19 protein-coding genes are annotated in these 20575 nt (G+C 40.6%); 5 read left to right on the top strand and 14 right to left on the bottom strand.

Going from position 1 to position 20575, the window contains the following annotated elements; genetic code table 11:
• Nucleotides 1–52 precede the first annotated feature (52 nt).
• A complete protein-coding gene (locus tag CIK86_RS00625; protein WP_011329223.1) occupies nt 53–622 on the top strand; it encodes a mechanosensitive ion channel domain-containing protein in 570 nt (189 codons plus the stop codon).
• Between the two features lie 90 nt (nt 623–712).
• Here CIK86_RS00625 and CIK86_RS00620 read toward each other — a convergent pair whose 3' ends face one another.
• The 3 genes from CIK86_RS00620 to CIK86_RS00610 form a co-directional block, all read right to left on the bottom strand.
• Complete coding sequence (locus tag CIK86_RS00620) at nt 713–1771, bottom strand: succinylglutamate desuccinylase/aspartoacylase family protein (protein WP_011329224.1); 1059 nt, start codon at nt 1769–1771, stop codon at nt 713–715.
• Entirely contained in the window at nt 1758–2663 is a 906-nt protein-coding gene (rimK, locus tag CIK86_RS00615; RefSeq protein ID WP_011329225.1) for a 30S ribosomal protein S6--L-glutamate ligase, read from the bottom strand. Before rimK ends, CIK86_RS00620 begins: the two co-directional genes overlap by 14 nt.
• A gap of 63 nt (nt 2664–2726) precedes the next feature.
• Nucleotides 2727–3149: an ATP-dependent zinc protease gene (locus CIK86_RS00610; protein WP_086995212.1), complete on the bottom strand. Its 423-nt coding sequence runs from the start codon at nt 3147–3149 to the stop codon at nt 2727–2729.
• 278 nt (nt 3150–3427) lie between these two features.
• On the opposite strand from CIK86_RS00610, the gene CIK86_RS00605 reads away from it, so the two are divergent.
• The gene (locus CIK86_RS00605; protein WP_011329227.1) at nt 3428–4399 is read left to right on the top strand and encodes a zinc transporter ZntB; all 972 of its coding nucleotides are present in this window, start codon (nt 3428–3430) and stop codon (nt 4397–4399) included.
• A 162-nt stretch (nt 4400–4561) separates the two neighbouring features.
• Here CIK86_RS00605 and rraB read toward each other — a convergent pair whose 3' ends face one another.
• The 9 genes from rraB to CIK86_RS00560 all read right to left on the bottom strand — a co-directional run bounded on the left by rraB (nt 4562) and on the right by CIK86_RS00560 (nt 13621).
• A complete protein-coding gene (rraB, locus tag CIK86_RS00600) occupies nt 4562–4897 on the bottom strand; it encodes a ribonuclease E inhibitor RraB (RefSeq protein ID WP_011329231.1) in 336 nt (111 codons plus the stop codon).
• Nucleotides 4897–5610: a 1-acylglycerol-3-phosphate O-acyltransferase gene (locus CIK86_RS00595; RefSeq protein ID WP_086995208.1), complete on the bottom strand. Its 714-nt coding sequence runs from the start codon at nt 5608–5610 to the stop codon at nt 4897–4899. The genes rraB and CIK86_RS00595 overlap by 1 nt, the downstream gene beginning before the upstream one ends.
• Before the next feature lie 175 nt (nt 5611–5785).
• The gene (gene parC / locus CIK86_RS00590; protein ID WP_011329233.1) at nt 5786–8080 is read right to left on the bottom strand and encodes a DNA topoisomerase IV subunit A; all 2295 of its coding nucleotides are present in this window, start codon (nt 8078–8080) and stop codon (nt 5786–5788) included.
• A gap of 10 nt (nt 8081–8090) precedes the next feature.
• A complete protein-coding gene (locus CIK86_RS00585) occupies nt 8091–9185 on the bottom strand; it encodes a PQQ-dependent sugar dehydrogenase (RefSeq protein ID WP_086995204.1) in 1095 nt (364 codons plus the stop codon).
• Between the two features lie 34 nt (nt 9186–9219).
• Entirely contained in the window at nt 9220–11109 is a 1890-nt protein-coding gene (gene parE, locus CIK86_RS00580; protein WP_011329235.1) for a DNA topoisomerase IV subunit B, read from the bottom strand.
• 20 nt (nt 11110–11129) lie between these two features.
• Nucleotides 11130–11699: a YqiA/YcfP family alpha/beta fold hydrolase gene (locus CIK86_RS00575; RefSeq protein WP_011329236.1), complete on the bottom strand. Its 570-nt coding sequence runs from the start codon at nt 11697–11699 to the stop codon at nt 11130–11132.
• Entirely contained in the window at nt 11684–12505 is an 822-nt protein-coding gene (locus CIK86_RS00570; RefSeq protein ID WP_086995201.1) for a metallophosphoesterase, read from the bottom strand. Before CIK86_RS00570 ends, CIK86_RS00575 begins: the two co-directional genes overlap by 16 nt.
• Nucleotides 12492–12950, bottom strand: coding sequence for a DUF1249 domain-containing protein (locus CIK86_RS00565; protein WP_058374175.1), 459 nt, complete (start codon nt 12948–12950; stop codon nt 12492–12494). The genes CIK86_RS00570 and CIK86_RS00565 overlap by 14 nt, the downstream gene beginning before the upstream one ends.
• Before the next feature lie 44 nt (nt 12951–12994).
• The gene (locus tag CIK86_RS00560) at nt 12995–13621 is read right to left on the bottom strand and encodes an NUDIX domain-containing protein (RefSeq protein ID WP_011329239.1); all 627 of its coding nucleotides are present in this window, start codon (nt 13619–13621) and stop codon (nt 12995–12997) included.
• A 153-nt stretch (nt 13622–13774) separates the two neighbouring features.
• On the opposite strand from CIK86_RS00560, the gene tolC reads away from it, so the two are divergent.
• From tolC to CIK86_RS00545, 3 genes are all read left to right on the top strand, one after another.
• On the top strand, nt 13775–15130 hold the full coding sequence (gene tolC, locus CIK86_RS00555) for an outer membrane channel protein TolC (protein ID WP_011329240.1): 1356 nt from the start codon (nt 13775–13777) through the stop codon (nt 15128–15130).
• 102 nt (nt 15131–15232) lie between these two features.
• Nucleotides 15233–16156, top strand: a complete 924-nt coding sequence (gene lpxL / locus CIK86_RS00550) for an LpxL/LpxP family Kdo(2)-lipid IV(A) lauroyl/palmitoleoyl acyltransferase (RefSeq protein ID WP_086995246.1) — start codon at nt 15233–15235, stop codon at nt 16154–16156.
• 38 nt (nt 16157–16194) lie between these two features.
• Entirely contained in the window at nt 16195–16767 is a 573-nt protein-coding gene (locus tag CIK86_RS00545) for a toxin co-regulated pilus biosynthesis Q family protein (protein ID WP_086995198.1), read from the top strand.
• Nucleotides 16768–16810: 43 nt separating this feature from the next.
• Here CIK86_RS00545 and CIK86_RS00540 read toward each other — a convergent pair whose 3' ends face one another.
• Both CIK86_RS00540 and glnE read right to left on the bottom strand, forming a co-directional pair.
• The gene (locus tag CIK86_RS00540) at nt 16811–17572 is read right to left on the bottom strand and encodes an IS5 family transposase (RefSeq protein ID WP_089367531.1); all 762 of its coding nucleotides are present in this window, start codon (nt 17570–17572) and stop codon (nt 16811–16813) included.
• Between the two features lie 153 nt (nt 17573–17725).
• Complete coding sequence (glnE, locus tag CIK86_RS00535) at nt 17726–20521, bottom strand: bifunctional [glutamate--ammonia ligase]-adenylyl-L-tyrosine phosphorylase/[glutamate--ammonia-ligase] adenylyltransferase (RefSeq protein ID WP_086993647.1); 2796 nt, start codon at nt 20519–20521, stop codon at nt 17726–17728.
• Between the last annotated feature and the right edge of the window lie 54 nt (nt 20522–20575).

Raw genomic sequence — 20575 nt, 5'->3', positions numbered from 1 at the left:
CGCACCCTAAAGCGTTAAACTGGGCATATATAATTATTGTGAGACTATAACTTTGGAATTGTTAGCTCTGCTTGGCACCCAATATAAACTGGTCGTTACCCTTATTGCGTTATTACTTTTTCCGATACTGTTAAAAGGTACTAAAAAGCTTCTCGAAAAAGCTATTAAAGGAAAAATAGACCTACACCGAAAATATCGTGCTGAGCTATTACTTAAAATTATCCTCGCATTTGTGATGTTATGTTTAGTGCTGGTATTTTGGGGTATTGAGCTACGTGGACTCCTAGTACTAGGTTCGTCGCTATTTGCTATGCTAGGTGTTGCACTGTTTGCCGCTTGGTCATTACTTAGTAATCTCACCGCTTTTTTACTGATGTTTATTCAAAATGACTGCCGCGTTGGCTATTGGGTACGTATTGTTGATGGCGCAAATAGTATTGAAGGGCGCATTATAGAAATGGGCTTAATGAATGTAGTGCTTGAGCACATTGACGGGCATAGAGTTATATACCCTAATAACTTATTTGTAACTCGTCCGGTACTGGTTTTAAACAAAGAACCTAAGCCAACAAAAGCACCGGTAATTAGGCGTATTATTGGCCCCAAAAAGCCAAATAAATAGTAATAAAAAAGCCGTTTTGTTATCCCAACTGGGTTAACTAAAACGGCTTTACAATTTATTCTATCTATATTTAGTAGCTTACTATTATAACTAGTTATTTAACTCAGCTGTTTTAAGCTCATCATCTAAATCATTTATTTCATCAATAAAAGTGCCAAGCTGTTGTTCAACCAAGCTATTTGCATGAGCAAAATACGCAATATGAAACACCGCATCACCCTCATTTACTAATGGCATAGTTTGCTGGCCAATAATAATTCCACTGCGTGGTGCTGGTAGCTCAAGTTCAGAGTCGCCAAGTGGGCTGCTAATATAAGCAAGTACTTGCCCCTTAGTAACACGCTCTCCAAGCGATACCTGCGCACGCACAATGCCATCTACATTAGCACGCACCCAACTTGTAGAGCTGGCTATAATAGGCTCAGGAAGCTTTCTAGGACGCTTACCACGGATCATTTTTAAATGACGCATAACATAGTCAACGCCTTGTACACCTGCAGCAATCGCAAATGGGTCAAAACGCAGTGCTTCACCGGCTTCATAAGTAATAACCGGGATCCCTAAGTTAGCGGCTTCGCTGCGCAGTGAGCCATTACGTAACGAGGCATCTATCACTGCGGGTGTACCAAATGCTTTAGCCATTTGTGCGGTGGCTTCATCGGCTAAATTAGCGCGTATTTGCGGTAAGTTAGTGCGGTGAATAGCTCCCGTATGTAAATCAATAATATGGGTACAATGTACTGCCACTTGATTAAAAAACATATACGCCATACGACCAGCCAGCGAGCCACGCTCTGAACCCGGAAAACTGCGGTTCATATCGCGTCTATCAGGTAAGTAGCGCGACTTATGTATAAAGCCAAACACATTTACAATCGGCACCGCAATCAGCGTGCCGCGCAACTGGTTAGGATCTATTTTAGCAAGTAATTGCCGCACCACTTCTACGCCATTGAGCTCATCGCCATGAATAGCCGCACACACCATAAGTACCGGCCCTTCCATAACACCATTAACCACTTCAATTGGAATATTAAGTGGAGAGTGGGTATAAAGTTTTGCCGCTTCTAAGGCCAGCGTTTTACGCTCGCCTACGCCAACACTTTCACCTAATAAGGTAAAAGAACGGTTAATTTTAACCTTTGCCACGAGTTGCTGTTCCTTTACTTGATGCTGTTTTTTCAATGAAATCAATCACCATGCCTGCAATATCTTTACCTGTTGCTATTTCAATGCCCTCAAGGCCTGGTGATGAGTTAACTTCCATCACTAAAGGACCACGTGATGAGCGAAGTAAATCAACACCGGCTACATTTAAGCCCATCGCTTTAGCAGCTGCAACGGCTGTTTTACGTTCTTCTGGCGTAATACGCACTAATGTAGCGCTACCACCACGGTGAAGGTTTGAGCGGAACTCACCTTCTTGTGCTTGGCGTTTCATTGCTGCAATCACTTTGTCACCTAAAACAAAACAACGGATGTCAGCACCACCGGCTTCTTTAATGTATTCTTGCACCATAATGTTAGCTTTTAAGCCCATAAATGCTTCAATAACACTCTCAGCCGCTTTACGCGTTTCAGCCAATACCACACCAATACCTTGCGTGCCTTCTAGTAGTTTAATTACTACCGGCGCACCGCCTACCATTTCGAGCAAGTCTTTTACATCATCTGGTTTACTAGCAAAACCAGTCACTGGCATACCTACACCTTTACGAGATAAAAGCTGTAATGAGCGCAACTTATCGCGAGAGCGAGAAATAGCAACCGACTCGTTTACTGGATACACGCCCATCATTTCAAATTGACGCAGCACCGAACAGCCGTAAAACGTAACTGATGCGCCAATACGCGGAATAACTGCATCAAAGCCTTTTAAGTTTTCACCACGATAGTGAATTTCTGGTAGCTCAGAGTTTATATTCATATAACAACGCAGTGCATCTACTACTTTAACTTCGTGACCACGAGCTTCAGCCGCCTCAATTAAACGACGCGTTGAATACAATTTTTTGTTGCGAGATAAAATACCAATTTTCATAATTTAAACCTTAATAAGTACGTATTATTTTAGAAGCTTAGTCCTCTAAAAGTTAATACATCCTTATAATAAATGAGATAAAGCCGGGTCAACGACTATACGATTTTCCATGGCTGTACGCCCGAGTAACATTCTAAACTTCATTGTTGCGCGGCTAGTTAAGGTAATTTCTATAGGCCAGCTATATTTACCCGCATGCAATGTTGTTTCTATAAAGTAACGTAACTCTTTTTGCCCGCCAGAGCTGGTTACATGCTTCTTCTTTTTAACTTTTGCATTGCAAACAACTTGTGTTTCTTCATCTTCTTGCAATGGCTGGGTAATAAATTTAACCCACTTTTCGCCATCAACTTCATACTCTTCTATATTAAGTGCATGAATACATGAGGTGCGGGCACCGGTATCAATTTTTGCTTTTACTTTCTCGATGCCTAGCTCTGGTAAACTCAACCACTCACGCCAACCAACGGTAATCTTTGCTGTCATAAATGTGCCCTTAATAAAAAAGTGTCTTATACGCTACCGGAAAAAAAACACCAACAAAATAAATTTATCAAGTCGACAAATTGATTTGATTGATCTTTATAGCCGACTAGTTTAACAATATAAGCGTAACAAACTAGTCAACTTTAAGGGCCAAAAACCCCCTTGTTCGAAGCGCAAAATAAATTTAACTTCTTAAAAAAGAAAGATAAGTTTAATTTACTAAAGTAAATACACTATAGTAAACGGTATTAAAAACACACCATCTATGAGAAATTATTATGATTAATGGCTTACTTCACGCCCTTGTACTTGATGAGCAAGGCGGTGCGCGCACTATAGAAAACAGCGCCGAACTACATAATTGGCAACCAGAGCAAGGCAAGCTTTGGGTGCACATGGATTATAGCCAAGCTGACGTTGTCACTTGGCTAAAAGGCTGTGAATTTTTAACCGACTACGAATTAGAGTCGCTAACTGCAGACGAAACTCGCCCACGTATCACCCCTGCTACAAACGGCCATATGTTATTTTTACGCGGTATTAATTTAAATCCGGCACAAAGCCCTGAAGACATGGTTTCAATTCGCCTTTTTATTAACGATGATATTGTTATTACTACCCGAAAGCGTCGCTTACTATCTATTCAAGATATTTTAGCTTCATTTAGTAACAATACCGGTCCGCGCAGTATTTCTGAACTCGTCTGCACTATCACCCAAAAACTCACTTCCCGTATGGAAAGTGTTATTGATGCTTTAGATGAAACCCTAGATGAATTTGAAGAAGAAATAGATGAGCCAAGCAAAAAGTTTGATAATCAAGGTTTGTCGCAATTACGTCGGCAAACTATTGCTTTAAAACGCTATTTAAAGCCACAAAAAGAAGCGCTTATTAGCATGGTTAATCATCACTATTCATGGCTCTTCGATGAGGATAAAGCTAAGCTTAATGAAACCACTAATTTACTAACTCGTTACCTTGAAGAATTAGACAGCTCAATAGAGCGGGCGCAAATTATTCAACAAACAGTCACTAACCAAGTATCTGAGCAACTAAATCAGCGTATGTATGTTATGTCGGTGGTGGCTGCATTATTTTTGCCACTGGGCTTTTTAACCGGCTTATTAGGCGTAAACGTAGGCGGCATACCTGGCACAGAAAGCCCTTATGCGTTCACCTTATTCGTAGTATTTTTAGTTGTGCTTACCGGCAGTATTGGCGTGTACTTTAAAAATAAAAAATGGTTGTAACAGTATAAATTAAAATTTTAGGAATGAGATACTAGTGCGGGAGTTGATAAATCGTGTCGCTTTTGACCCGCAGAGCCGCGGTACTTTTAATTTCAAGCCAGATGGCTTTTAAACAAAAAAGGCGAACATTTTACAATGTTCGCCTTTCTATAGCTGCTACGCTTACTCTTGAAAGTAAGTGCCCCAACCGTCGTACTCAACTTCGCATTCAACAGCAAGTGCTGCCAGCTTATCAACGTCTTCCATTATTACGTCAACATCAAGCTCTGACTCTACAACTATGTCAAAACTCCAAATTTTTGCACCGTCTTCAAGCTCAAGCTCTGCTGGCTCTTCCACATCGTAGCCTAATTTAAAAGCGGCTAATGCGGCCTGCTCTAACTTAGGGAAGTCTTCACATACAAAGTGATGTTCTACTTCGTAAAGTATTTCAGGGTCTGAACCATCTTCGAGTAATGAAGATACGATGTCTTCACTTATTTCACGCCAGTTTTCCATTAATTTTCTCTCACTTGAGCATCTAATTCAGTTATTTTAGCAGCCATAATACTGTGCACACTTTTAGCGTGCTCGCGCGCGCTGATGTTTTTATCAAGCGATATGGGGGCTAACATTTCAATATAAATTGTACCATTATCCCAACGATTTAGTTTAATGGTTTTATGCGTTGTGCTCATACATACGGGCACTATGGGTACTTGCGCACTTAAAGCGGTATGAAATGCGCCTGTTTTTAAAGGTAATAAACCGCGTCCGTAACTGCGTGTACCTTCTGCAAACATCCATACTGATAAGCCATTTTTCTTTATTTTTTCAGCGGCTTTAGAAATAGTTCCCGCAGCTTTTGAGCGGTTTGTACGATCAATTAAAATATTCCCCGAAAGCCAATACAACTGACCAAAAAATGGCACCCACTTTAAGCTTTTTTTACCTACGCTCACGCAGTTTTTAGGCACCATTGCAGGAATAGTAAATAAGTCATAACTATTTTGATGATTTGCCACATAAACCGCAGGACCAAGATTTACGCTATCCGGATGATGTTTTAGTACAACTTTAACGCCCAGCATTTTTGCTACTGAGCCAAACCAGCTCGCTATAATATGCACATTATTAGGATGAAATGGCCTCACTATTGATAACAGTAACCCAAAAATACAACTTAATAATATAAACAACAGCATAATAAAAATACGTATAACAGCAAGCAACAGAGCGTCTCCAAATATAATCGCGTTAAGCCAGCGGCTATTATAACGTTATTTTATGATCTACACGAGAAAATAGCGCACAAGTGTACGCTCAATTTTACAACAAACTAAATTTATAACAAAAAAATGGCCTGCATAAGCAAGCCGTTTAATATGAGCGAATGTGAATTAATCGCTACTCATCAATAGCATTTTCAATTGGCTCGTCGTTTTGCGGGCTAAACTCTACAACAGCTTCATCTACTCTTTGTAGGCCTCGTGGTAGTTTATTACCCCTACGCCCTCGCTCGCCATAATAATGCTCTAAATCACTTGGTTTAAGCGTTAGTTTTCGCTTACCTGCATGCAGCGTTACACTACTGCCCTCAGGCACTACTGCTAATACTTTTACAAACTCTTCGCGGGCTTGTACTTTAGCCCCCGGAATAGAAATTATTTTATTACCTTTACCTTTACCTAATTTTGGTAAGTCGCGCAGCGGAAATAACAACATCCGCCCTTCGTTGGAAATGGCCATACAATAATCACTAGCGACCTCGTTAACCCTAATTGGCGACAGTAATAAACCGCCTTTAGGTACGCTCACCAATGCTTTGCCGTTTTTGTTTTTACTCACTAAGTCTTTAAAGTCAGTAATAAAGCCATAACCTGCGTCTGATGCCATAAGTAAAACTTGGTTATCTTCGCCCATTACTACATGCTCAAAGTTAGCGCCTGCACTAAGGTTAAAACGCCCTGTCATGGGCTCACCTTGGCTACGTGCTGAGGGCAGGCTATGCGCATCGGTTGCAAACGCTCGTCCTGCTGAATCTAAAAACACGGCGGGCTGGTTACTCTTACCCCGAGCTGAGGCTCTATATGCATCACCGGCTCGATAACTTAACCCTTGCACATCTAAATCATGTCCTTTGCCAACGCGTGCCCAGCCCTTGTCTGAAAGCACCACAGTGACCGACTCTGATGGGATTAAATCTTTTTCATTTAACGCTTTTGCTTCTAAGCGCTCAACAACTGGCGAGCGACGGTCGTCGCCATATATTTCAGCCGCCTCTTGAATTTCTTTTTTAAGCAACGTTGACATACGACGATCTGAGCCTAGCGTTTGCTGCAATTTATCACGCTCTTTAGCGAGTTCATCTTGCTCACCACGTATTTTAAATTCTTCTAACTTGGCTAAATGACGAAGTTTTAGCTCTAAAATAGCTTCTGCTTGTATGTCTGTTAAATCAAAGCGCTCCATTAATACTGGCTTTGGTTTATCTTCGCTGCGAATAATTTCAATCACTTCGTCAATATTTAAAAAGGCTGCTAATAAGCCTTCTAAAATATGTAAACGCGCTAACACTTTATCTAAACGATATTGTAGGCGTCGACGTACTGTTTCGCGTCTAAACACTAACCACTCGGTTAAAATAGTCAGTAAATTTTTAACTTGCGGACGCCCATCTAGGCCAAGCATATTTAAGTTTACACGATAGCTTTTTTCTAGATCTGTGGTGGCAAATAAGTGCGCCATTAATGGCTCAGCTTTAATACGGTTTGAACGCGGAATAATGACGATTCGAGTCGGGTTTTCGTGATCTGACTCATCGCGTAAATCGGCTACCATTGGCAGTTTTTTAGCGTTCATTTGCGCTGCAATTTGCTCCAGTACTTTACCACCAGAGCACTGATGTGGCAGTGCGGTAATAACTATATCACCCTGTTCTTGCGTATAAACTGCACGCATTTTGATTGAACCACGCCCAGTTTTATATATTTTGTGAATATCGGCTTTTGGGGTAATTATTTCTGCGTCTGTAGGGTAATCTGGCGCATGTACCAAGGTGAGTAATTCTTCAAGCTCAGTTTTTGGTTTATCAAGTAATAAGCAACAGGCACTGGCTACTTCACGCACATTATGAGGCGGAATATCGGTTGCCATACCAACTGCAATACCCGTTATACCATTGAGTAATATATGCGGTAAACGCGATGGCAGTACCACAGGCTCATCCATGGTGCCGTCAAAGTTTGGCGTCCAATCTACCGTCCCTTGGCCTAGCTCTTTGAGGAGTATTTCAGAGAACTTAGATAAACGTGCTTCGGTATAACGCATTGCCGCAAACGATTTAGGATCGTCGGCCGCGCCCCAGTTTCCTTGCCCGTCAACCAATGGATAACGATAAGAAAACGGCTGCGCCATTAATACCATGGCTTCATAACAGGCACTATCACCATGGGGATGGTATTTACCTAGTACGTCACCTACGGTACGGGCTGATTTTTTATACTTGGCATTAGCCGATAACCCCAGCTCGCTCATGGCATAAATAATACGTCGCTGTACTGGTTTTAAGCCATCGCCCACATGGGGTAATGCCCTATCCATAATTACGTACATAGAATAGTTTAAGTAGGCGTCTTCGGTAAAACGCCCCATTGTTTGTTGCTCAATTCCTTGCATTAGCAAGGTATCTGTATCACTCATTAAAGCTTACCTAGTTTTTCTTATAGCTTACACGGTAGATCACATTGGCGTAATCATCGCTTACCAATAGACTGCCGTCACCTAATTCTGCAAATGCAACAGGGCGTCCATATGTTGTTTCGTCTTGCATAAAGCCTGTAATAAATGGCGTATATTTAGTTACACGGCCTTGCTCAATGCTCGCTAATGCCACTTTATAACCTGACTTTTTAGAACGGTTCCACGAGCCATGTTCAGCAACAAATAACTGCTGCTTATAGCTTGCTGGAAATTGCTTACCGTTATAAAAATGAATACCCAAAGGCGCTACATGCGCCGGTAAGGCTAGTGCAGGTGAAGTATAGTCGGCAATTTTTTTACCTTTTCCAAATTCAGGGTCAATAATCGCGCCTGCGTGAACATACGGAAAACCAAAATGCTCGCCCTCTTTAGTGACTCTATTTAACTCATCTGGCGGAATGTCATCCCCCATCATGTCGCGACCATTGTCGCTAAACCATAACGCTTGTGTGCTAGGGTGAAAGTCAAATCCTACTGAGTTACGTACGCCTTGCGCCAGTGTAGTAATTTGCTTGGTTTCTACGTTTAACGCAAAAATACGGCCAAAACGCTCGTCTTCAGCGCAAATATTACAAGGTACACCAACCGGAATTATTAGCTCGCCAGTTGGGGCAAAGCGTAAAAATTTCCAACCATGATGGCGCTCTGATGGCAGCGCATCGTAAAGCACCTCAAACTGTGGGTTTTTTAGTTGCGTATCAATATTTTTAAAACGAATGATGCGGTGTACTTCACCAACATATAAATCGCCATCTTTAATTGCTAAACCTGAAGGCATATTTAAGCCCTCTGCAACCAGCATTTTTTTATCTGCTACGCCATCGCTGTTATGATCAATAAGTGCATATACATTGCCTGCTTTGCGCGAGCCAACATATACTATGCCTTTTTTTGATACTACAACTTGCCGTGCATTTTCAACATCACTGGCAAATAAGCTAAGCTCAAACCCCGGGGCTACCGTGAGTTTATCTAATATATTTTTAGCCATTACGGTATTGCTAGTTAAACCTAGTAATAGCACTATTTTTAGTACCGTATTCATATATTCTCCTTGTTTATTTAAACGCAGACGCTAATTAAACTTGTGCCTTGTTACCGTGATCCTCTAGCCATTGACGCCTATCTGCAGAGCGCTTTTTAGCCAGTAACATATCCATCATTTCCATGGTTAATTCTTCTTCATCCAAGGTGAGTTGCACTAAACGCCGGGTATTTGGATCCATAGTAGTTTCACGCAGTTGCAACGGGTTCATTTCACCCAAGCCTTTAAATCGCTGTACGTTTACTTTACCGCGTTTTTTCTCAGCTTCAATGCGCGCTAAAATACCGGTTTTTTCGTCTTCATCTAGTGCGTAATAAACATCTTTACCAATATCGATTCTAAAAAGTGGTGGCATAGCAACATACACATGCCCTGCTTTTACTAGTGGCTTAAAGTGGCGCACAAATAAGGCGCACAATAGGGTAGCTATGTGTAACCCATCCGAGTCAGCATCGGCTAATATACATATTTTATTATAGCGCAGCGCTGTTAAATCGTCTGAATCTGGGTCTATACCTAATGCCACGGAAATATCGTGCACCTCTTGCGATGCTAATATTTGCCCCGAATCAACTTCCCAGGTATTTAATATTTTACCACGCAGCGGCATTATTGCTTGAAACTCACGATCTCGCGCTTGCTTAGCCGAGCCACCTGCCGAGTCACCTTCTACTAAAAATAGCTCGGTGCGATCGTTATCTGCGGCACTACAATCGGTTAATTTTCCCGGAAGTGCAGGCCCTGCGGTTACGCGTTTACGGATCACTTTTTTAGCAGCACGTAAACGTCGCTGCGCATTAGAAATACACAATTCAGAGAGTTGCTCTGCAATATCGGTATGCTCGTTTAGCCATAAACTAAAGGAGTCTTTTACTACGCCCGATACAAATGCCGCACATGAGCGCGACGATAACTTTTCTTTAGTTTGACCGGCAAACTGCGGATCTTGCATTTTAACTGAAAGCACATAGCTACAACGCTCCCAAATATCATCTGGGGTGAGTTTTACACCTCGTGGTAATAAATTTCTAAACTCACAAAACTCACGCATTGCCTCAAGTAAACCTTGGCGTAAACCGTTTACATGAGTACCGCCTTGTGCGGTAGGTATTAAGTTTACGTAACTTTCAGCTATTGACTCGCCCCCTTCAGGTAGCCAAATCAATGCCCAGTCAGCACCTTCAATTGAGCTTGAAAACTCACCTACAAAGGGCACATCTGGTAATGTTTCGTAGCCTTTAATGGCTTCAATTAAGTAATCTTTTAAACCCGTTTCGTAAAACCATTCTTGGGTTTCTTTAGTTTGCTTATTAACAAACTTAATGCGTAAGCCTGGGCATAACACGGCTTTAGCTTTTAATAAGTGATTTAGTTTAGTGATTGAATAGTTAGGCGAATCAAAGTAGCTAACGTCTGGCCAAAAACGTACTGTGGTACCGGTATTGCGCTTACCCACCACGCCAATTACGCTTAAGTCTTCAACTTTTTCGCCATTTTCAAATGCCATTCTGTATTGCTGGGCATCTCGTCTAACGGTCACTTCTACGCGGGTTGATAGCGCATTTACAACCGAAATACCAACGCCGTGTAAACCACCCGAAAACTGATAGTTTTTGTTAGAAAACTTACCACCAGCATGCAGTTTGGTAAATATTAGCTCAACCCCGGGAATACCTTCCTCAGGGTGAATATCAATAGGCATACCACGGCCATCGTCACTCACTTCGAGCGAGTTATCTTCGTGTAAGATCACATCTATTCGAGTGGCATGGCCGGCCATTGCTTCATCGACACTATTATCGATAACTTCTTGGCCTAAATGATTTGGCCGCGAGGTATCTGTATACATACCGGGGCGGCGTTTTACCGGATCTAACCCATTGAGTACTTCAATAGCTTCGGCGTTATAATTTTGCTGACTCATAATTTTTATCTTTATATGCGCTAACTAGTTTTATTTAATTTAAGAAAATCGACAATGCTTGCAATAGTGCGCTCAAAGCCAATAAAGCTGTGATCACCACCAAATTCTATTAATTGCTTACAGTGTGAATAATAATTTACTGCGTGTTGAAAATTTAACACTTCATCACCCGTTTGTTGCAACAAGTACAACAACTCAGGGTGCTTTAACTCGCTCAATGTTAATACTTTTAAAGCATCTATATGACGGTTATTTAGTTCATAATTATAATCTTGATACGGATTATAATTTGCCCCAAGTAAAGGCTGTAATAAATTGCCCGGTGCTACCGCTGGGTTAATAACCACCGCAGGAATATGATAACGCTGCGATAAATAGGTGGCAAAAAAACCGCCTAATGAACTACCTAATAACGCGGTATTAGGTGTGATTAACTGCTCTAACTCGATAATAGCTTGCAGAGGTTCGTGGTTTAAACGTGGCACATAATAGTCAACATCATAGTGTGCCATAAGCTCACCAAAGCGCACAGCTTTATATGATTTTTCAGAACTATTAAAACCGTGAATATAAATTACGCGCTTAACCATATCACGTCCGTATTTATATGCACTTGCCCTTGCGATGAGTTTATATAAAGCATTCTATAAGCTGGGCCATTATTTTGCTGTTGCCACGCTTTACTGTGCTTAGTAAATTGCACTGAGCTTGCCGGCGTAGCGTAAATATCAAGCTCTCTAAAACATTGCGTATAATCATTATGCACATGACCATGAATAAGCGCAGCAACATTGCCATTATTAACCAAAGTATTTAATAGTTGTGGGCCATTTTCAAGCATATGTTTATCTAAATAACCGTTTATTGGCAACGGATTATGATGGCAAAATACCAGTTGCTTACTAACTGGCTGCGCTAAACAATCGGATATTTCATTTAAATGCTCACTTGTCACCCAACCGGCTGGAGTGAGCCCTTTGGAGTTAATAAGTAATAGCTCAATATCAGTGCTTGCGTTATTAGTTAGGCTATTAGTTAGGTTATTAGCCACTAAGCGTTTTGCCGCTTTTATTTGTCCACCACTGATTTGCTCAAGCAAGGCAATTTCGTCATGATTACCTGGTAGCCAAAATACTGGGCAAGTAAGTGTACTGTTGCTTATAAGCTCACTAAATAATAAGTAAGATTCCACACTATGATCTTGTGTTAAATCACCGCCAAATACCACTGCATCTAGTTGTTGTAACGCCATATGTTCAAGCGCTTGTTGAAAATATGTGGCTGTATTTACCCCAAAGTACTCAGCATTTCTATCGGCAAATAAATGGCAATCTGTAACATGAGCAATACGTAAAGATGGCTTATTAAAAGTATAAGTATCATCAAACCAAGCCATTATTTACATCCCAATTTAGCGTGGCTTGGCCATGCTCAACACACGCAACAAGCCAATCATATAAAAAGGCGTTAAGCTGATATTTTTCATCTTTTTGATGCATTTTAGGATTAGGATAACCGTAAGAAGGTTTTATGCGCTGATGATAGTCGTGATGAATAATTTCGGCCACTTTCGCATCATTATAAAGCCTAACGGTTAAGTATAATGGGGTAATGCCTTTTACCATTCCTGATAGCTGTTTAATTGACACATCCATAGTGTATTTAGCCATGTCATCTATTTTTACAGCAAACTCACTGTTACCCAACTTTACCTCGCGAATACTTTGTTTAGTTTGCTCGCTTGGTAATAACTTTAAAAGCCGCACGTAATTATGCTCGCAAAGTGTTAAATACTTTGGAAGGTTTTGAATATATCTTTGGGTTGCTAAAAGTGCTGTCAAAGTACCGCCATTACAATTTATAAATTACTATTTATGTATAAAATTTATGCCCACTTGTTGATCATACCATCACGATTGAGCGCTAACCATTGCAAACAAATAACCGTTGCAGCATTGTCTATTTCCCCACTATTAAGCCGTGCCAGTGCATCATCTAGCGTTAATATATGGGTTTTAATATCCTCCCCTTCCGTTTCTAAACCGTAAACTCCGCTGTTTACTTGGCTTAAATCGGCGCGGGCTAAATATAAATGTAACCGCTCAGTAGTGCCGCCGGGGCTTGAAAGATACGAAAGCATAAACTCGAGCTCGGTTAAATTAAGTCCGGCTTCTTCATAGGCTTCTTTTTTTACTACCGCTGCATAATCCTCACTGCCATCGGTCATACCTGCAATACATTCTAACAGCCATGGCGAATGTTTGCTTTTTATTGCACCAATGCGTATTTGCTCTATTAATAACACTGTATCGGTTACAGGGTCGTAAGGCAGCACGGCAATAGCATCGCCGCGTTCTAAAATTTCACGGCTAATGAGTTGCGACTCGCCACCGGCAAATAATGCATGTTCAAATTGATATAAGTTAATTTTAAAAAAACCATCGTAAAGGTTAGTAATAGGTTTTAATCTCACATCTTGGTGAGTAAATTCGATCAACTTTTTATTGGTCATATAACTACCTCTTACTTATTTTAATAAACTAAAGTGGATTAATATATTCTGTTACACTTACAAACATTGTTTTACTCATTTTTTTTTTAGTTATGAGCCAAAACAGGTTAACATGCCCAATAGTATAAAATTTGTCTAAGGACCGAACCACACATGAAAAAGAACATCCTTGCGGCGCTGGTTAGTTTATCATGCGCAATTGGCGCTACAGCTGCTCACGCTGAAGATTTACTGCAAGTTTTTGAAATTGCGACAGCAAACGATCCTACCGTGTTAAAGGCAAAAGCCCAAGCGGATGCACAATCTTATCAAAGTGATCGTGCGATGAGCGCATTATTACCTCAAATAGGTTTAAGCTTAGGCTACGAAAAAAGTGACTCTACCTCTTTTCAAAGTGTTGGCGATTTATCAAATCAAGTTAAAGTAGAAAGCGATACTGACCAATTCACTCGTGGTGTTAGCTTAAGCCAAACACTGTTTGATTTAGGCGCATGGAATAACCTAGGTATTGCTGATAAACAAGCTCTACAAGCCAGTGCACAGTACGATTTTGCCAAGCAAGATTTAATAGTACGTGTTGCCGATGGTTACTTTAATGTATTAAGTGCTATCGATAGCCTTGAATTTGTTAAAGCTGAAAAGCGCGCTATTGAACGCCAATTAGAGCAAACAAAGCAACGCTACGCGGTAGGCCTAACTGCTATTACCGACGTACACGAAGCTCAAGCTCAGTTTGATAACTCAGTAGCACAAGAAATTGTTGCCGGTAATGCCGTAGAAACAGCACGTGAACTACTGCGCGAAATAACAGGTAAGTACCACGCAAAACTTGACGTTTTAAATACCGAAACATTTTCAACTGTAAAGCCAAATAAACCCTCTAGCGACTTAGTTAAAGTGGCTGAAGAAAAAAACTTAAATTTACAAGTAGCAAAAGTCACAGTTGATATAGCTAAAGATCAAATTGAGCTAGCGAAAGCAGGCCACTACCCAAAATTAACACTTGATGCGCGTTACGGTGATTCTTTAACCAATCGCGACATAAACGGTGCAAGTTTTGATAACCAACCTCGTGCCGATTCGACCACTATAGGTATTAACTTTAGTGTGCCTCTTTACTCAGGTGGTGCCACGGTTGCTGCAACTAATCAAGCACGTGCATTTTACGTCGCTGCAAGCCAAGATTACGAAACTAACTATCGCGCAGTTACACGCACAGTTATTACTTCTTATAATCAGGTGGTTTCAGATATAGCGACCTTTAGAGCGCTAGAGCAAGCGGTTATATCTGCCGAAAGTGCACTTAAAGCAACTGAAGCAGGTTTTGAAGTAGGTACTCGTACTATTGTTGATGTACTTGTTAGCACACAAAACTTGTACAATGCAAAACGTAACCTTGCCAATGTTCGCTATCGCTACGTGGTATCTACGCTGCGCTTAAAGCAAGCAACAGGAACACTGACAAATGCTGACTTAATGGCGATTAATAAAGGTTTAAACGCAATTTAACACAGCTTAGTCTAGTAACTAAAAAGCCAGCATTTTGCTGGCTTTTTGTGTTTTATAGCGCTTAGCGTTAAACTAGCGTTTTTATTATTAGAGAATTTTTTTGTGGTTACCTCATCTCCTTTTAAAATATCTTTTTTGGGTCCTCGTTACTGGTTAACTTGGGTGGGTGTTTTCTTTTTATATTTAATTTCGTGGCTACCACAAAAGCTACAACTAGCAATGGGCAAGCAGCTTGGCCGATTAGTGCATAAATATATGAAGCGACGCCGCCATATTGCTGAGGTAAATATAAGACACTGCTTCCCAGATATGAGCGAAGCAGACCAACAAGCATTAGTATTAAAAAACATGGAAAATACCGGAATGGCCATGGTCGAAACCGGTATGGCATGGTGGTGGCCAAAGTGGCGAGTACAAAAAGCTTACGGTTCAATTAAAGGGCTTGAGCACTTTGAGCGCATTCAAGCGTCGGGCAAAGGCGTGTTAATGCTAGTTCCGCATATTTTGCATCTTGAAATGGCGAGCCGTGTAATGGGATTAAAATACCAAGGCTTAGGTTTTTATCGCCCGCACAACAATCCGCTTATGGAATACTTTACTACCAATGGTCGCTTGCGCTCTAACGAATATTTAATTGGCCGAAAAGACGTAAAAGGTTTATTAAAAGCGCTTAAAAACAAAAAAATATGTTACTACTTACCTGATCAAGATTATGGTCGTAAGCATTGTGAATTTGTGCCATTTTTTGCCGTACCAGACACAGCAACAACCACAGGAACGCTAATGTTTGCAGCCAGTAAACACTGTGAAACAGTTAGTTTAGTTAGCCGTCGCGACGAACACGGTAAATACCACTTAGAAGTATTACCTGAACTTGAAAACTTCCCCAGTGGCGACAACAGAGCCGATGTCACTCGTGTTAACCAACGTATAGAGCAAGCAATTAATGCCGCTCCTGAGCAATATATGTGGCTACACCGCCGTTTTAAAACACGCCCCGATGAAAATAGCGCTTCTTTTTATTAAAAGTAGTGGTATAACAAAAATAATAATGAGTAATAATTATGTGGTTTTGGATTAGATATTTATTGATCGCAGTGATATTAATAATTGGAGTTACCTACTTTTTATTAGGTAATGATGCTGTATTTGATATAAAAAAATCAAAAAATACGGCAGCAGAGGGATTATCCCGATTTTACTCATTAATTCGAGATCAAAATAAAGAAAATAAAGACCGTGACCTATTTGTATTACAACTAGATACACCTGAATATACACTTGATAGAGTATTAGCCGAGCGAACACGAACTGTTGAGCCTATGTCAAAGTATTGGACTGGAGAAGTTATATCTAGGCGCTTTAAAAGTGGCTCTACTCTCAAAAGCGAATTATCACAACATGCCGATAATGAAGGCATTTCCTTATACTGGTATCTAGATAAAGATTATGTTGTAAAGGGACACTTTAGAATAGAAGGCGATTTTAATGCAGCACTATACCGTGTCGGTCGTGGGATTAACGATAGCTTTGAGTATGAGGTATATACTTACTTATGCTATAAACAGCGCGCCGCTGTTATAACAGTGCTTCCTTCTGAATTTGTACGATCAAACTGCTTAAAACTGAATAAATAAATTATATTTTAACTAGGGGCTGTTGATCTTTGTAGTACATATATCAATCAGCCCACATTGGTAGCCACATCATAGTAAATGCTAAAGCGAGCATTGAATGATAATTTCGTTCAAGCTTTTCATACCGCGTGGCTATCCCTCTATATTGCTTAATACGGCCAAATGCATTCTCAACCAAGTGCCGATATTTGTACATGCACCAGTCAATATCTTCATTGCCTACTAAACTGTTGCCCTTACGTGGAATAACGGGTGTAGCGTTATTATCACGAACAAACGCTCTCAGTTTTTCACTGTCGTAGCCTTTATCTGCGACAACCATATTACTTGTTGGGCAATTAGCTACGAGTGACTCTGCATGGACGATATCATGCGTATTTCCACAGGATAATTCATAATAAACAGGCAACCCTCCGCTATCGACTGCAAGATGAATTTTCGTAGAATTTCCACCTCGGCTCTTTCCAATTGATTCATTGTCAGCAGTTCTTGCACCGCAACTATGTTGATGAGCCCTGACAATACTGCCATCAATGAAGACCCAATCCATGTCCGCATCACGAGATAATGCGCGAAACAGTTCATTCAAAATCCCTTTTTTGGACCATAAATTAAACCGTCTGTAGATAGCACTCCAACGGCCAAAATCAGAAGGTAAATCTCGCCATGGAATACCTGTGCGCATCTTATACAGTATGCCTTCGAGCGTTTTTCTATGGTTGGGCTTATTATAAATTCGACCACTTAAGTACATTACTTTTGATAAGACATTCCATGTCCCGTCTGTTAACATTAATCTTGGCATGTAGGTTCGGTGTAAAGTTTTCTGGCGAATTCAATTATACCTTATCTTCATGCTGTTTGTTTTTCATACCACAAAGATCAACACGCCCTAGGGTCTGTTTATAAATTGTGGATATTGACTTGTGTAAGCTGAGCCAATATCCAGGTAGTGATACTAAGTTAATTCAAACACAGTTTGCCAGATTGTAGTTACATTTTTAATGTCATCACTAAATTGTGCACGCTCTGTGCAGCGCCCTTGCTGATCTAAACTCAACACGTGATAGCGCGAACGGTAATTAATATACGCCTGAATTAATTGCTGCTTTTGCGCCTTGGTAATGCAGCCAAGCTTTGCAGCATCAGTTAAAATTCTGACGTTATCGGAATACACACATAGCTCTTCAAATTGTTGTGCATAATTTAGCACTAAGTACTGAGTAATAAATTCAATATCTGTCATTGCGCCAACATCTTGCTTTAAATCAAATTGCTGCTCATTTCCTGTTGCTAAATGTTCACGCATTTTTTCACGCATTTTTATTACATCGTCTTTGAGCACTTTTTTATCGCGCGGCTGACACAGTATATTTTTACGAATTTGCGCAAAACGCTCAACAAATTCAGCTTGCCCTAAAATCAGCCTAGCTCGCACTAGCGCTTGATGCTCCCACGTCCATGCCTGTGTTTGTTGGTAATGATTAAAGCTCTCTAGGTTAATTGCCAGCAACCCCGATGCGCCTTCAGGGCGTAGTCGTGTATCAAGCTCATATAAAATCCCCGAAGCGGTTCGGGTATTAAATAAATGCATTAAACGTTGCGCCAATTTTAAATAAAATTGCCTTGAATCTATTGGCTTTACACCATTAGTTTGGCTGCTGCCATCGTGGTTATGTACAAAGACTAAATCTAAATCAGAGTCATAACCCACTTCAAAGCCACCGGTTTTACCATAGGCAATAACCGCAAAACCTTTGCTTTCGTCGTTAGTACTAGGTGGCATACCAAAGCGTTTTACACAATTGTGCCATGCAATATTAACGGCCTGATCGACAATAGCCTCCGCCAGTGCCGTTAAATGATCGCTCACCTTCATTACATCCATAACATCGGTGGCATCGGCAGCGGCAATTCGTAACTGATGCGTTTGTTTAAACTGCCGTAACGCCTCCATTTGCATTTCTAAGTCGTCGGGCTCAATACGTAAAAAATATTGCCTAATTTCGTCTTTATAGGCGCTTAAAGGTGTTGGCTTATAAAGTACTGCGGGGTCTATTAGCTCATCAAGCAAAATAGGGTAAAGCGAAATATGCTCACCTATCCATTTACTATAACAACACAATAATACTAACTGCTTTAAGGCACCTGGGTTTTCGTATAACAGCTCTAAATAGGCGGTACGCGAAATTATTTTATTAAGTATTTGGCAAATAACATTAAATGTTTCGGCAGTGGCATTAAAGTCGTTCATTTGTTTGAGTAAAACCGGCATTAATTTATCAAGAATATTACGCCCTCGATTACCCACTTTTGCTTTAGATATACGTTGTTTAAAGTCGTGTAGTGGTGTTTGCCAATCTTCCCTGGGATCATTTAAAAAACTCACATCACCATGATCCCAAGTACTAATAAATGCGCCTTCGCAAGTATCTAGCGGCTCGGTTTCCTCCCCTATTACATGATTAAACTCATTATGAATTTGCCCCATTACATGCTCTAAATAGCTTAACGTAGCGCTAAAGTCGGGCTGATTGAGTAAATAGTTTAAACGTTGCTGATTTAGCTCCTCATCCGGGAGGGTTTGCGTTTGTTGGTCATCAAATATTTGTAGGTACTGCTCTACTTTACGCAGGTATAAGTAGTTTTTTTGCAGATCTTTTGCTTCAAGCTCATCGATTACTTGGCTTAAGCTAAGCTCTTTAAGGGCGTGTAATAATGATTGAGTTTGCAAATTAGCCTCTCGCCCACCACGTACCATTTGTAGTGCTTGTACAATAAATTCAACTTCTCGTATTCCGCCTGCGCCTAGTTTTATATTGTTGGTTAGGCGCTTACGACGTACTTCTTGAGCAATCATCAACTTCATTTTTCGCAGCGACTCAATCACCGAAAAGTCAATATAGCGTCTATATACAAACGGCTTTAATAGCTGGTTAAACTCGCTAAAATAAATGTTAGGCGTGCCAATTAAGCGCCCTTTTAACATGGCATAACGTTCCCAATCACGGCCTTGCTCTTGGTAATAATCTTCAATTGCATTAAAGCTCATAACTAACGGGCCACTTTCACCAAAAGGTCGCAGTCGCATATCTACTCTAAATACTTGGCCGTCAACGGTCACTTGATTAAGTGCGGTTATTAACTTTTGCGCCACTTTGGTATAAAACACTTGGGCTTCGAGCGAGCGACGCCCGCCTTGGGTTTTAATATTGCGAGGATAGGCAAAAATAAGATCTATATCTGATGAGTAATTTAGCTCTTGTCCGCCAAGCTTACCCATTCCCAATACCATTAAAGGCAATGGCTGACCGTGTTCATTTAAAGGCTCACCATTGGTTTTTGCCACCTGTGTATAAGCCCACTGATTTGCACTTTCTATTAGGTTATCTGCTAATTGGCTTACATACTTGATACTGTCGGCAATTGGGTTGTCGCAACATAAATCTAAAAAAGCCACTTTAAGCCAGTACTTTTCTCGGTATTGCCGCAGTAATTTATGGCAATCGCGCTCATCAATATTATTTAGGTCTAAGTCAATAAAAGGAGCTGCAATCACCCTATTTTTAATTTCGGTGTTACATAATAACCAGTTTTTTAGCTCAGGTTGCGATGTTAAACAGCGCCATGCAAAGTCACTCAAGGCTAATAACCGTACCAGCGCTAATTCTTGCTTTTGTTGTGGATAAAGCTGTTCGAAGCGTGTTTCGCCAAGTTTTTGTAATTGAATGGGAAGTTGCTTTACGTTACTCATCAATACTCTCTTTTATATCATCAATAACCGTACTAGAATGATTAAAAACCTATT

The organism is Pseudoalteromonas sp. JB197 (genome assembly GCF_002332205.1).
Lineage (GTDB): Bacteria > Pseudomonadota > Gammaproteobacteria > Enterobacterales > Alteromonadaceae > Pseudoalteromonas > Pseudoalteromonas nigrifaciens.
The sequence above is the reverse complement of the archived record's forward strand: the minus strand, read 5'-3'. Positions and strand labels throughout refer to the sequence as shown.